This window comes from Mycobacterium paraffinicum (assembly GCF_025822865.1).
GTDB classification, from domain to species: Bacteria; Actinomycetota; Actinomycetes; order Mycobacteriales; family Mycobacteriaceae; genus Mycobacterium; species Mycobacterium paraffinicum.
The window spans coordinates 116,572-129,957 of record NZ_JACKUR010000039.1; the positions used below are offsets into that span (position 1 = coordinate 116,572).

Consider the following 13,386-nt stretch of genomic DNA (forward strand, 5'->3'; position numbering starts at 1 on the left):
GCGTGACGGGGACAGCACTGGACGTCGACGCGATTCGCGCCGACTTCCCCATCTTGAAGCGCGTGATGCGCGGCGGAAAGCAGTTGGCGTACCTGGATTCCGGCGCGACGTCCCAGCGCCCGCTGCAGGTGCTCGACGCCGAGCGCGAGTTTCTGATCACCTCTAACGGCGCGGTGCATCGTGGTGCGCACCAGCTGATGGAGGAGGCGACCGACGCCTACGAGCAGGGTCGTGCGGACATCGCCGCGTTCGTCGGCGCCGATGCCGACGAGCTGGTGTTCACCCGCAACGCCACCGAGGCGCTGAACCTGGCGTCATATGTGCTGGGCGACAAGCGGTTTGACCGGGCCGTGGGCGAGGGCGACGTCATCGTCACCACCGAGCTGGAGCACCACGCCAACATCGTCCCGTGGCAGGAGCTCGCCTGCCGCAGCGGCGCCACGCTGCGCTGGTACGGGGTCACCGACGACGGGCGCATCGACCTGGACTCGCTGGAGCTTGACGAGCGCGTGAAAGTCATTGCCTTCAGCCATCATTCGAACGTGACAGGCGCGGTGGCGCCGGTGGCCGAACTGGTCGGTCGCGCTCACGCCGTGGGCGCGGTTACGGTGCTGGACGCCTGCCAGTCGGTGCCCCACGAGCCGGTTGACCTGCACGCGCTCGGGGTCGACTTCGCCGCCTTCTCGGGTCATAAGATGTTGGCCCCCAACGGGGTCGGCGTGTTCTACGCCCGTCGTGAGGTGTTGTCGCAGCTGCCGCCGTTTCTCACCGGTGGGTCGATGATCGAGACGGTGACGATGGAGGCGTCGACCTACGCGCCCGCGCCGCAACGGTTCGAGGCCGGCACGCCGATGACCTCCCAGGTCGTCGGGTTGGGCGCGGCCGCAAGGTATCTGGGCGCCATCGGCATGGACGCCGTCGAGGCGCACGAGCGCGAGCTGGTCGCCGCGGCCCTCGAGGGCCTCTCGGGCATCGACGGTGTGCGGATCGTCGGGCCGGCCGCCATGGAAAACCGTGGCTCGCCTATCTCATTCGTCGTCGACGGCGTGCACGCGCACGACGTCGGGCAGGTGCTCGACGACGAGGGCGTCGCGGTGCGCGTGGGGCACCATTGCGCGATGCCGCTGCACCGCCGGTTCGGCGTAGCGGCCACCGCCCGGGCGTCGTTCGCCGTTTACAACACCCCCGACGAGGTCGAGCGGCTGGTGGCCGGAGTGCGGCGCGCGCTCGAATTCTTTGGGAGACAATGACAGTGCGCCTGGAACAGATGTATCAGGACGTGATCCTCGATCACTACAAGCATCCGCAGCACCGCGGGCTGCGGGAGCCGTTCGGCGCGCAGGTCCACCACGTCAATCCGGTCTGCGGTGACGAGGTGACGTTGCGGGTGACGCTGTCCGACGACGGCCGGCGTGTCGCGGATGTCTCCTACGACGGCCAGGGCTGCTCGATCAGCCAGGCGGCCACCTCGGTGCTCACCCAGCAGGTGATCGGTCAGACGGTGCCCGAGGCGCTGCACACCATCACCGCTTTCACCGAAATGGTGTCCTCGCGCGGCACCATCGAGGGCGACGAAGACATCCTCGGCGACGGGATCGCATTCGCCGGAGTGGCCAAATATCCGGCCCGGGTGAAATGCGCACTGCTGGGATGGATGGCGTTCAAGGACGCATTGGCCCAGGCTTGCACTGACAGGGGCGCGGACTTCGAGGAGGAAGAAAATGAGCGAGACCGCCGCACCGGATGACGAATTCCTGGCCGACCTCGAGGAGGCGATGCGCGACGTCGTCGACCCCGAATTGGGAATCAACGTCGTCGATCTCGGACTCGTCTACGGCCTCAACGTGGAAGAGGGCGACGAGGGAACCGTCGCCCTGATCGACATGACGTTGACCTCGGCGGCCTGCCCGCTGACCGACGTCATCGAGGACCAGTCACGCAGCGCGCTCGTCAGCAGCGGGCTGGTCGACGAGCTGCGGATCAACTGGGTGTGGAACCCGCCGTGGGGGCCCGACAAGATCACCGAAGACGGGCGCGAACAGCTGCGTGCCCTCGGTTTCACCGTCTAAGGCTGAGCCCTGAGCGCCACGCCGCGCTTGCGATCGCCGCTAAAGGTGGAAGGGCAGATGTGGCAGGTGCAGGTGGTGGTGCGGATGCCCCATCGGCGGGCACGTCTGCAGGCTGATGGTCATCGCGTGCAGCACGCCGGCGTCCTGAATTCCCTGAGCCCCCATGCACTTACCGTTCGTGATCGCCTGGGCGTCCGACGGCGTCTGCAGCTGGTATGAGGTCGAGTTGGCGACCGTCACGGTGGTCGGGTTGGCCTGCGCGCCGATGCCGTTGACCGCGATCGTGTCACCTGCGACCGACGTGACCGTGCCGTAGAAGCCCGCCGGCGGCGGGCACTTGCCGTCGACGGCGGAGGTGATGGTCACCGCCTGCGCGGTGATCGCGCCACCGGTCGGCGCGCTCTGCGGGGTGGCCCGAACGTTGACGCAACTGCCGGGGATGACGTCGGCCAGCTTGGCCGGGGCGACCTGAACGACCCGCGTCGACGGCGCGAAGTCCACCGTCGCGCTTCCGGTTCGTGTCCTGAGCGCAATCGTGCCGCCCGATACCGACTCGATCAGTCCCTCCACGTAGTCCTTCGGCGCCGGCGGGGGTGCCGGGGGCGGGACCGCGCTCGGCGCCGCGCTGGGCGGCGCGGCCGCCGGCACCGAAGGCTTGGCGGGGCTGCTGGATTTCGTGTCGCTCGAACGGCACATGGCGACGCACAGCAGGATCACCGCGATGACGGCGACGAGCGCGAGCCGGGCGAGCCGGGGTTTCACCGGGGTGGCGGGCATCGTTTCTCCGATCGCGCGGTATACCGTCGCCAGCGAATACCCAGGCGAGCGCGGTTATCACCACCGCGCCGCCTGGTGTGACGGCAATCTCAGCCGGTCTCGGCCGCGCTCAGCCGCCCTGCCCGGGCTGCTTGGGTTTGCCGCACTTGCCGTCGTTGGCCTGCCGCACGTTGATGCTGGTCGCCTGCAGCGTGCCGTTGTCCATGGTTCCGCGGGCCCACAAGCACTTGCCCTGCGCAATGGCGTCGGTGGTCGCGGAAGCCTGCTTGCTGTATTTGGTCTTGCCATCGACCGTCACCGCGGTCTGCGTGGTGTTGCCGCTTGGGTCGGTGCCGGTGACGTTGATGGTGTTACCCGACACCGACGCCACCGACCCGCGGACCGGGGCCGGCTTCGGGGCCGGCGCCGGCGAGCCCGGGGGGGCCGGGGTGGTGGAACCTGGGCCGGAACCCTGCCCGGCCGGCTTGGCCGGGCAGGCGCCGTTCACGGAGGGGCTGACCTTCACCGACGCCGCGGTGACGGGCTGCCCGCCCTGGGCCGGCTGGGTCGGCCGCACGGTCACACAGCTGCCGGAGGTGACGTCGGTCAGCGCGGCGGGGATCGTCTCGGTGATCTTGGTGGTCGAGGTGAAGTTGACCGCGGCGGTCGACTTGTCTTCCTTGGTGACCTGGATGGAGTTGCCCGCGACCGACGCGATCAGCCCGCTGACCCGGGCTTCGCCGCTGGCCGGGGCCGGCGACGTGGTCGTCGAGGTCACCACCGAGGTGGACGTCGAGGTCGACGTCGTCGGGGTTGCTTTGTTGGACGAACTGCACGCGGCGACGGACAACGCGGCGACCCCGGTGACCGCGAGGATCGCGAACCGGGTGCGCCGGGGCGTTGGACAGCTGGCAGACATCAACGTTTCTCCAATCATGGTTGGACCCAACGGAATGGGTATTACCCGTCGAAGCTGTAGCTAACCTGTGTGTAACGCGGTGCGGTTAGAACGCCTGTTCCGGAACGCGCATGATCTCGCCGTCGATGGACTCGATGACTTTGCGCAGGGATGTGAGCTTCGGAAGCATGTTCTTGGCGAAGAACGTCGCGGTCGCCACCTTGCCCCGATAGAAGGCGGCGTCGCTGCCGGCCGCGTCGGCCAGCGCCGCGTGCGCGACGCCCGCCTGCACCAGCAATCGCCAGCCGATCAGCAGGTCGCCCACCGCGAGCAGGTAGCGCACCGATCCGAGCCCCACCTTGTAGATCTCGCCTGCGTGCTGGGAGGCGGACATCAGGTATCCGGTCAACGCGCCCGTCATCGCCATGACCTCGTCGAGCGCGGTCTGCAGCTGCTCGGCCTGCGGTTTGAGCGCGTCGTCGCACGCATCGATCGTCGCGGTGATCTGAGCGGTCACGAACTGCAGGGCCTGGCCGCGGTCGCGAACGATCTTGCGGAAGAAGAAGTCCAGCGCCTGAATGGCCGTGGTGCCCTCGTAGAGCGAATCGATCTTCGAATCCCGGATGTACTGCTCCAGCGGGTAGTCCTGCAGGAAGCCCGAACCACCCAGCGTCTGCAGCGACTCGGTCAGGATCTCGTAGGCCCCTTCGGAGCTCACGCCCTTCACGATCGGCAGCAGCAGGTCGTCAACGCGATGCGCCATCTCGTGGTCGGCGCCCGAAACATGTTGGGCCACAGCGTCGTCCTGATGGGCCGCGGCGTACATATAGAGGGCCCGCAGACCCTCGGCGTAGGCCTTCTGCGTCATCAGGCTGCGACGCACGTCGGGGTGATGAATGATCGTGACCCGCGGTGCCGTCTTGTCGGACATCTGCGTCAGGTCGCCGCCCTGCACCCGCTCTTTGGCGAACGCCAGCGCGTTCAGGTAACCCGTGGACAACGTGCCCGCGGCCTTGACGCCGATCGTCATGCGCGCGTGCTCGATCACGGTGAACATCTGCGCGATCCCGTTGTGCACGTCCCCGACGAGGTAGCCGACCGCGGGCAGATCCGTTGCGCCGAAGGTCAATTCACAGGTGGGGGAGGACTTGATCCCCATCTTGTGCTCCAGCCCGGTCACGAAAACCCCGTTGCGGGGCCCGAGTTGGAACGTTTCGGGATCAAAGAGGTACTCGGGCACGTAGAACAGGCTCAGTCCCTTGGTGCCCGGCCCGGCGCCCTCCGGGCGGGCGAGCACGAGGTGGAAGATGTTGTCGGCGGTGTTGCCCACGTCGCCGCCCGAGATGAACCGCTTGACGCCCTCGATGTGCCAGGTGCCGTCCGGTTGCGCGATGGCCTTGGCGCGGCCGGCCCCGACGTCGGAGCCCGCGTCGGGCTCGGTGAGGACCATGGTCGCCGCCCAGCCCCGCTCCACGCCCTCGGCAGCCCAGCGCCGCTGCTCTTCGTTGCCCTCGACGTACAAAGCCTGGGCCATCAACGGGCCGAGGCTGAAAAAGTTCGCCGACGGGTTGGCGCAGATGATCATCTCGTTGACGCCCCAGGCCAGCGGCGGCGGCGCGGCCATGCCGCCGATCTCTTCGTCCAGCATCAGTCGCCACCAGCCGGCCTCTTTGATCGCCTGCACGGTCTTCGCCAGTTCGGGCGCCACGCTGATCGTGTGGGTGGCCGGGTCGAAGACCGGCGGATTGCGGTCGGCGAAGGCGAAGGACTCGGCCACCGGACCTTCGGCCAGGCGGGCGGCTTCTTCGAGGATCGTGCGCACCGTCTCCGCATCGAGGTCGCTGTAGCGTCCGGTGCCCAGCACGGCGCCCACGTCGAGCACTTCGAACAGGTTGAACTCGAGATCACGGACGTTAGCGATGTAGTGGCCCAACGCGATTCCCTCACTGGTCCTTGAGGCGGCGGATCGTCCGCTCAGTGTCTCCGACGTGGGAAAACGTACGCAACCGTAACCTACGGCGGGCCGCGGCCCGGTTATGCGTCGATGTCGTCGCGGCGAACCGGTCGCGAGCCCGCATCCTTTGCGCGGCAGGCAAACCCGGGAACGGGGTGCGGATGGCCCGGCGGGTCCGGCGTGGTCGGGTATCAGCGGCCCGGCAACCGGGGAACATCACGTCGCGGTCGGGCGTTATGGCAAATGTCACAACACTCGATCTCACCGCTGAGAAGTTCAACGAAACCATCGAGGGCAACGACATCGTGCTCGTCGATTTCTGGGCGTCCTGGTGCGGGCCGTGCCGCCAGTTCGGGCCCACCTTCCAGGCGTCCGCGGAGAAGCACCCCGACATCGTGCACGCCAAGGTCGACACCGAGGCCGAGCAGCAGCTGGCCGCGGCCGCCCAGATCCGTTCCATCCCCACGCTGATGGCCTTCAAAAAGGGCAAACTGCTGTTCAACCAGGCCGGGGCGCTGCCGCCGGCGGCTCTCGAAGACCTGGTGCAGCAAATCAAGGCGTTCGACGTCGACGCGGCCCAGGCCGGTCAGGCCGAATAGCCCGACGCCGCTGCGCGCGCAGGGCGGCGCCCGGCTACGCGCTAGGTTGCTTGGGTGAGTCTGGTACTGGTAGAGCACCCGCGGCCCGGCGTCGCGCTGATAACCCTCAATCGGCCCGAGCGGATGAACTCCATGGCGTTCGACGTCATGGTGCCGCTGAAGGAGGCCCTGGAAAAGGTCAGGTATGACAATTCGGTGCGCGTCGTCGTGCTGACCGGGGCCGGCCGGGGTTTCTCCTCGGGCGCCGACCACAAGTCCGCGGGCTCTGTGCCCCACGTCGAGGGGCTGACCCGCCCGACCTACGCGCTGCGTTCCATGGAGATCCTCGACGAGGTCATCCTGGGGTTGCGCCGCCTGCATCAGCCGGTGATCGCCGCGGTCAACGGCCCGGCCATCGGCGGCGGCCTGTGTTTGGCGCTGGCCGCCGACATCCGGGTCGCCTCGACGGGCGCGTACTTTCGCGCGGCCGGCATCAACAACGGCCTGACCGCCAGCGAACTGGGGCTGAGCTACCTGCTGCCCCGGGCCATCGGCTCGTCGCGGGCGTTCGACATCATGCTGACCGGCCGCGACGTCACCGCCGAGGAGGCCGAGCGCATCGGGCTGGTGTCGTGCCAGGTGCCCGACGAGCAGCTGCTGGACACCTGCTACGCCATCGCCGCGCGGATAGCGGCGTTCTCACGGCCGGGAATCGAGTTGACCAAGCGCACACTGTGGAGTGGACTAGACGCCGGTAGCCTGGAAGGGCACATGCAAGCCGAAGGCTTGGGTCAGCTGTTCGTTCGTCTGCTCACCGCCAACTTCGAAGAAGCGGTTGCCGCGCGCGCGGAGCGACGCCCGCCGGCATTCACCGACGACAAGTAGCCACAGCAAAAGGGAGAAGATGTGATCACTGCCACGGACCTCGAGGTCCGCGCTGGTGCGCGCATCCTGCTCTCACCCGACGGCCCGGATCTGCGCGTTCAGCCGGGCGATCGCATCGGGCTGGTCGGCCGCAACGGCGCGGGCAAGACGACGACTCTGCGCATCCTGGCGGGGGAGACCGAGCCGTATGCCGGATCCGTCGTGCGTGCCGGTGAAATCGGTTATCTGCCACAGGATCCCAAAGAAGGCGACCTCGAGGTGCTGGCCCGCGACCGCGTGCTGTCGGCCCGCGGCCTGGATGTTCTGCTCACCGATCTGGAAAAGCAGCAGGCGTTGATGGCCGAGGTCGCCGACGACGACGCCCGGGACCGCGCCATCCGCCGCTACGGGCAGCTGGAGGAGCGGTTCGTCGCGTTGGGCGGCTACGGCGCCGAGAGCGAGGCCAGCCGCATCTGCGCCAGCCTCGGCCTGCCGGACCGGGTGCTGACGCAGAAGCTGCGCACGCTCTCCGGCGGGCAACGCCGCCGGGTGGAGCTGGCGCGCATCTTGTTCGCCGCGTCCGACACCGGGGCGGGGTCGTCGACCACCCTGCTGCTCGACGAGCCGACCAACCATCTGGACGCGGATTCGGTGGGTTGGCTGCGCGATTTCCTGCGGTCGCACACCGGCGGCCTGGTCATCATCAGCCACAACGTCGAGCTGCTCGCCGATGTGGTGAACCGGGTGTGGTTCCTGGACGCCGTGCGCGGCGAGGTCGACGTCTACAACATGGGCTGGCAGAAGTACCTGGACGCCCGGGCCACCGACGAACAGCGGCGGCGTCGTGAACGCGCCAACGCCGAACGCAAGGCCGCCGCGCTGCGCACGCAGGCCGCCAAGCTGGGCGCCAAGGCCACCAAAGCCGTTGCGGCACAGAACATGTTGCGCCGCGCCGACCGGATGATGGCCGCGCTGGACGAGGAGCGGGCCGCCGACAAGGTGGCCCGGATCAAGTTCCCCACCCCGGCCCCGTGCGGGCGCACGCCGCTGGTCGCCAAGGGGCTGAGCAAGTCATACGGATCGCTGGAGGTGTTCAGCGGTGTCGATCTGGCGATCGACCGCGGTTCGCGGGTGGTGGTGCTGGGGCTGAACGGCGCCGGCAAGACCACGCTGCTGCGTCTGCTGGCCGGCACCGAGGAGCCCGACACCGGCGGGCTGGAGCCCGGACACGGTTTGCGCATGGGCTATTTCGCGCAGGAGCACGACACGCTCGACAACGACGCGAGCGTCTGGGAGAACATCCGGCACGCCGCACCGGATTCGGGTGAGCAGGATCTGCGCGGCCTGCTCGGCGCTTTCATGTTCAGCGGGCCCCAACTCGACCAGCCGGCGGGCACCCTGTCGGGCGGTGAGAAAACCCGGCTCGCGCTCGCGGGCCTGGTGGCGTCGACGGCCAACGTCCTGCTGCTCGACGAGCCGACGAACAACCTCGATCCCGCCTCGCGCGAACAGGTGCTGGACGCGCTGCGCAGCTACCAGGGTGCGGTGGTGCTGGTGACGCACGACCCGGGTGCAGCCGAAGCCCTCGACCCGCAGCGCGTTGTGCTGCTGCCCGACGGCACCGAGGATTTCTGGTCCGACGAATACCGCGACCTGATCGAGCTCGCCTGACTTCTGGGTGCTTTTCGCCAATTCCGCCCGCGGCCGACGGCGGGTTCTTACTCTGGGTGCTTGTCGATCGTGTTCGGGCGCGGAGGGCATCCATGAAAAGGACACCGCAAAGGTCGAAGCAGACCCGGGAACAGTTGCTGTTCGAGCTGCGCAACGCCTACGAGGGCGGGGCCAGCATCCGCACGCTGGCCGCGTCCACCGGCAGGTCGTACGGATCGGTGCACAGCATGCTGCTGCAGGCCGGCGCCACGATGCGCGGCCGCGGCGGGCCCAACCACACCTCGCGATCCGCGCGGGTATAGCGTCACTGCGAAATCACGTCCCCTTGTTCGCAGTGACGCTATGCCTGCGGCCCAGAGTCGTTGCGGCGCACCGAATTCTCCACCAGATCGAGCACGGCGGACAACCGGCGAGGATCTTCGCCTGACGCCAGCCGGGCCACCAGGCCGTCGAGCACCAACTCCAGGTAGCACTGCAAAACGTCGCCGGGAACGTCCTCGCGGACCCGGTGCGCCTCCTTCTGCCGGCGCAACCGATCGGTGGTCGCCGCCGCCAATTCCGCGGACCGCTCCGCCCAACCGCGGCTGAACTCCGGGTCGTTGCGCAGCTTGCGTGCGATCTCCAACCTGGTCGCCAGCCAGTCGAACTGCTCCGGGGCGGCGAGCATGTCGCGCATCACCTGGATGAGGCCCGCGCGCGACGCCACGTCGGCCATCCGCTCGGCATCCTCGTGGGCCAGCGCGAAGAACAGCGCGTCCTTGTCGCGGAAGTGGTGGAAGATCGCACCGCGCGACATCCCGATCGCCTGTTCCAGCCGCCGCACCGTGGCCCTGTCGTATCCGTATTCGGCGAAGCAGCGGCGAGCACCGTCGAGGATCTGGCGGCGGCGCGCCGCCAGATGGCCCTCGCTTACCTTGGGCACGACCGGGGACTAGCCGGACTTCAGCATGTTGCGCAGCACGTACTGCAGGATGCCGCCGTTGCGGTAGTAGTCGGCTTCCCCGGGGGTGTCGATGCGGACCACCGCGTCGAACTCGACAGGGTCACCGCCATCCTTGGTGGCTTTGACGCGCACCGTCTTTGGGGTCTTGCCGTCGTTGAGCGCCTCGATGCCGGTGATGTCGAACACCTCGGTGCCGTCCAGCCCCAATTCCTTGGCGGACTTGCCCTCCGGGAACTGCAGCGGGATCACGCCCATGCCGATCAGGTTGGAGCGGTGGATGCGCTCGAACGACTCGGCGATCACCGCACGCACGCCCAGCAGCAGCGTGCCCTTGGCCGCCCAGTCGCGTGAGGAGCCGGACCCATATTCCTTACCGCCCAGCACCACCAGCGGAATGTCCTGCGCCGCATAGTTTTGCGCGGCGTCGTAGATGAACGCCTGTGGGGCGCCGTCCTGGGTGAAGTCGCGGGTGTAGCCGCCGGAGACGTCGTCGAGCAACTGGTTGCGGAGCCGGATGTTGGCGAAGGTGCCGCGGATCATCACCTCGTGGTTGCCGCGCCGGGAGCCGAAGGAGTTGTAGTCCTTGCGTTCGACGCCGTGCTCGTCGAGGTACTGCGCGGCCGGGGTGCCCGGCTTGATGGCACCGGCGGGGGAGATGTGGTCGGTGGTCACCGAGTCGCCCAGCAGGGCCAGCACCCGCGCGCCGGTGATGTCGCCGACGGGCTCGGGCTCCGCCGCCATCCCCTCGAAGTAGGGGGGCTTGCGCACGTAGGTCGAATCCTGGTTCCACTCAAAGGTATTGCCGCTCGGGGTGGGCAGGTTGCGCCAGCGCTCGTCGCCCTTGAACACGTCGGCGTAGTTCTTGGTGAACATCTCCTGGCTGATCGCCGAGGCGATGGTGTCCGACACGTCCTTCTGCGACGGCCAGATGTCTTTGAGGAAGACGTCGTTGCCGTCCTTATCGGTGCCCAGCGCCTGCTTGTCGAAGTCGAAGTCCATGGTTCCGGCCAACGCGTAGGCGACCACCAGCGGCGGGGACGCCAGGTAGTTCATCTTCACGTCGGGATTGATCCGGCCCTCGAAGTTGCGGTTACCGGAGAGCACCGCCGACACCGACAGGTCGTTGTCGTTGATCGCCTTGGAAATCTCCTCGGGCAGCGGGCCGGAGTTACCGATGCACGTGGTGCAGCCGTAGCCGACGAGGTAGAAGCCGAGCTTCTCCAAATACGGCCACAGGCCGGCCTTGTCGTAGTAGTCGTGGACCACCTGCGAGCCGGGCGCCATCGTCGTCTTCACCCAGGGCTTGGACGCCAGCCCCTTCTCGACGGCGTTGCGCGCCAGCAACGCCGCGCCCAGCATCACCTCGGGGTTGGAGGTGTTGGTGCACGACGTGATGGCCGCGATCACCACCGCGCCGTGGTCGAGCTCGAATTCGCCACGGTCGTCGGACTTTACCCGCACCGGGTTGCTCACCCGGCCCTTGGCATGTGCCGCAGCCGATTCGAACTTCGGGGCGTCGTCGGCGTGACCGTTCTCCAGCGCCCCCGGGTCGCTGGCCGGGAAGGACTCGTCGACGGACTCGTCGAGCTTCGAGTACTCCTTCTTGTCCGGGTCGTCGCCGACGTAGTCGCCGATCTGCGCGCGGAAGGTGGACTTCGCGTCCGACAACGCGATTCGGTCCTGCGGGCGCTTGGGCCCGGCGATCGACGGCACCACGTCGGACAGGTTGAGTTCGAGGTATTCGGAGAAGGCCGGCTCGTGCTTGGGGTCGTGCCACATGCCCTGCTCTTTCGCGTACGCCTCGACCAGCGCCAGCTGCTCTTCGTTGCGGCCGGTGAACCGCAGGTAGGAGATGGTCTCTTCGTCGATCGGGAAAATCGCTGCGGTGGAGCCGAATTCGGGGCTCATGTTGCCCAGGGTGGCGCGGTTGGCCAGCGGCACCTCGGCCACACCCTCGCCGTAGAACTCGACGAACTTGCCGACCACGCCGTGCTTGCGCAGCATCTCGGTGACGGTCAGCACGACGTCGGTGGCGGTGACGCCCGCCTGGATCTCACCGGTCAGCTTGAACCCGACGACCCGCGGGATCAGCATCGAAACCGGCTGGCCGAGCATCGCGGCCTCGGCCTCGATGCCGCCGACGCCCCAGCCCAGGACGCCGAGGCCGTTGACCATCGTGGTGTGCGAGTCCGTGCCCACGCAGGTGTCGGGATACGCCACCCCGTCGCGCTCCATCACGACACTTGCCAGGTACTCGATGTTCACCTGGTGGACGATGCCGGTGCCGGGCGGCACCACCTTGAAGTCGCGGAAAGCGCCTTGGCCCCAACGCAAGAACTGATAGCGCTCCCCGTTGCGCTGGTACTCGATTTCGACGTTGCGCTCGAAGGCGTCGGCGGTGCCGAACAGGTCCGCGATCACCGAGTGGTCGATCACCAGGTCGGCCGGCGCCAGCGGGTTCACCTTCTCCGCCTTGCCGCCGAGGTCGCCGATGGCCTCACGCATGGTGGCCAGGTCGACGATGCACGGCACCCCGGTGAAGTCCTGCATCACCACGCGGGCGGGCGTGTATTGGATCTCAATGCTGGGCTCCGCCTTGGGATCCCAGTTCGCGATGGCCCCGATGTGATCCTTGGTGATGTTGGCGCCGTCCTCGTTGCGCAGCAGATTCTCGGCGAGGACTTTGAGGCTGTAGGGGAGTTTCTCGGTGTTGGGGACGGCGTCGAGGCGATAGATCTGATAACTCTTGTCGCCGACCTTGAGGGTGTCGCGTGCTCCGAACGAGTTCACAGAATCTTCTTTAGTCACTTCAACTCCCGGGATTAAGTTCTCCCGCCGACGGGCCGTGTCGGCGGTGCGGTGCTACTTTAACAGTACGCTTGTCCTGCATTATGGCGGGGTGCGCGTAGGTCCAGTCTTATCGCGTAAGTCGGCGGTTTAAACCCCCCGAAATGAAGTCGCGTACGGTGCCTGTAGCGCTACGGCAGGAGGGACATCATGACCTTGCACCCGGTCCTACCCGTCTACATTCCGCAGGACGTCGACATGACCGCGGTCAAGGCGCAGGTCGCCGCCACCGGCGTCAGCGCGCCGGCGTCGGACATGCCCGGCCTGCTGCACATCGTCGACGAGGCCCATGCCAAGGGCATCAACCTCAAGATCGTGCTGCTCGACCACAACCCGCCGAACGACACCCCGCTGCGCGACATCTCCACCGTGGTCGGCGCCGACTACCACGACTCCACCGTCCTGACGCTGAGCCCGAACTACGTCGGCAGCTACAGCACCCAGTTCCCGCGGGTCACGCTGGAGGCCGGCGAGGACATCGCCAAGACGGGCAACCCGGTGGTCTCGGCGCAAGACTTCGTCAACGAGCTGAGTTCCCCGGAATTTCCCTGGACCGGCCTGACCATCTTCCTGTTGCTCGCCGTGCTCGCGGCGGCCGTCGGGACCCGGATCCTGCAGGTGCGCAGCCGACGCTCAGCAACCCCGGCGGATTCGGCCGGAGCGCAGGAAGTGACGCCCACCAACACGGCCTAGCCACGCGCATCCGCCCCCGTCGGCCCCATCGGTCGGCCCGCGAAACGTCGTCGCGGCAAACACGGTAGATAACCGTTCGGTCACATTAAACGCACGTAGAGAGTGCGATTTCT

The 13,386-nt window shown here is 67.5% G+C and carries 13 protein-coding genes; 8 read left to right on the forward strand and 5 right to left on the reverse strand.

The annotated features are described in order from the left end of the window. Positions 1-2: 2 nt before the first annotated feature. Genes H7J89_RS24285 through H7J89_RS24295 form a run of 3 tightly spaced genes read left to right on the forward strand, consistent with a single transcriptional unit; the run spans position 3 to position 2,069 of the window. Positions 3-1,250: a cysteine desulfurase gene (locus H7J89_RS24285; protein ID WP_264047455.1), complete on the forward strand. Its 1,248-nt coding sequence runs from the start codon at positions 3-5 to the stop codon at positions 1,248-1,250. Next, on the forward strand, positions 1,247-1,747 hold the full coding sequence (gene sufU / locus H7J89_RS24290; RefSeq protein WP_264047457.1) for a Fe-S cluster assembly sulfur transfer protein SufU: 501 nt from the start codon (positions 1,247-1,249) through the stop codon (positions 1,745-1,747). Before H7J89_RS24285 ends, sufU begins: the two co-directional genes overlap by 4 nt. Next, positions 1,722-2,069 (forward strand): metal-sulfur cluster assembly factor, encoded by a 348-nt coding sequence (locus H7J89_RS24295; protein WP_066958214.1) that lies wholly within the window; start codon positions 1,722-1,724, stop codon positions 2,067-2,069. Before sufU ends, H7J89_RS24295 begins: the two co-directional genes overlap by 26 nt. A gap of 39 nt (positions 2,070-2,108) precedes the next feature. Here H7J89_RS24295 and H7J89_RS24300 read toward each other — a convergent pair whose 3' ends face one another. The 3 genes from H7J89_RS24300 to H7J89_RS24310 all read right to left on the reverse strand — a co-directional run bounded on the left by H7J89_RS24300 (position 2,109) and on the right by H7J89_RS24310 (position 5,656). After that, on the reverse strand, positions 2,109-2,846 hold the full coding sequence (locus H7J89_RS24300; protein ID WP_264047460.1) for a DUF5666 domain-containing protein: 738 nt from the start codon (positions 2,844-2,846) through the stop codon (positions 2,109-2,111). Between the two features lie 109 nt (positions 2,847-2,955). Further along, positions 2,956-3,744 (reverse strand): DUF5666 domain-containing protein, encoded by a 789-nt coding sequence (locus H7J89_RS24305; RefSeq protein WP_264047462.1) that lies wholly within the window; start codon positions 3,742-3,744, stop codon positions 2,956-2,958. An 85-nt stretch (positions 3,745-3,829) separates the two neighbouring features. Beyond that, positions 3,830-5,656, reverse strand: a complete 1,827-nt coding sequence (locus H7J89_RS24310) for an acyl-CoA dehydrogenase (protein WP_264047464.1) — start codon at positions 5,654-5,656, stop codon at positions 3,830-3,832. A 257-nt stretch (positions 5,657-5,913) separates the two neighbouring features. Between H7J89_RS24310 and trxA the strand changes: the two genes are divergently transcribed. The 4 genes from trxA (at position 5,914) to H7J89_RS24330 (ending at position 9,092) form a co-directional block, all read left to right on the forward strand. Next, complete coding sequence (gene trxA / locus H7J89_RS24315) at positions 5,914-6,276, forward strand: thioredoxin (RefSeq protein WP_264047466.1); 363 nt, start codon at positions 5,914-5,916, stop codon at positions 6,274-6,276. Positions 6,277-6,330: 54 nt separating this feature from the next. Further along, entirely contained in the window at positions 6,331-7,140 is an 810-nt protein-coding gene (locus H7J89_RS24320) for an enoyl-CoA hydratase (RefSeq protein ID WP_264047468.1), read from the forward strand. 21 nt (positions 7,141-7,161) lie between these two features. Next, positions 7,162-8,790, forward strand: coding sequence for an ABC-F family ATP-binding cassette domain-containing protein (locus H7J89_RS24325; protein ID WP_264047470.1), 1,629 nt, complete (start codon positions 7,162-7,164; stop codon positions 8,788-8,790). 92 nt (positions 8,791-8,882) lie between these two features. Then, complete coding sequence (locus tag H7J89_RS24330) at positions 8,883-9,092, forward strand: helix-turn-helix domain-containing protein (RefSeq protein ID WP_066958229.1); 210 nt, start codon at positions 8,883-8,885, stop codon at positions 9,090-9,092. A 38-nt stretch (positions 9,093-9,130) separates the two neighbouring features. On the opposite strand, the gene H7J89_RS24335 is transcribed toward H7J89_RS24330, so the two are convergent. Then, positions 9,131-9,712 (reverse strand): TetR/AcrR family transcriptional regulator, encoded by a 582-nt coding sequence (locus H7J89_RS24335; protein ID WP_264047473.1) that lies wholly within the window; start codon positions 9,710-9,712, stop codon positions 9,131-9,133. 9 nt (positions 9,713-9,721) lie between these two features. Beyond that, positions 9,722-12,541, reverse strand: coding sequence for an aconitate hydratase (locus tag H7J89_RS24340; protein ID WP_264047475.1), 2,820 nt, complete (start codon positions 12,539-12,541; stop codon positions 9,722-9,724). Positions 12,542-12,730: 189 nt separating this feature from the next. Here H7J89_RS24340 and H7J89_RS24345 point away from each other — a divergent pair, with 189 nt between their 5' ends. Then, positions 12,731-13,273 carry an Rv1476 family membrane protein gene (locus H7J89_RS24345; RefSeq protein ID WP_264047477.1) on the forward strand — a complete coding sequence of 181 codons (543 nt, stop codon included), beginning with the start codon at positions 12,731-12,733 and terminating at the stop codon, positions 13,271-13,273. The last annotated feature ends 113 nt before the right edge of the window (positions 13,274-13,386 follow it).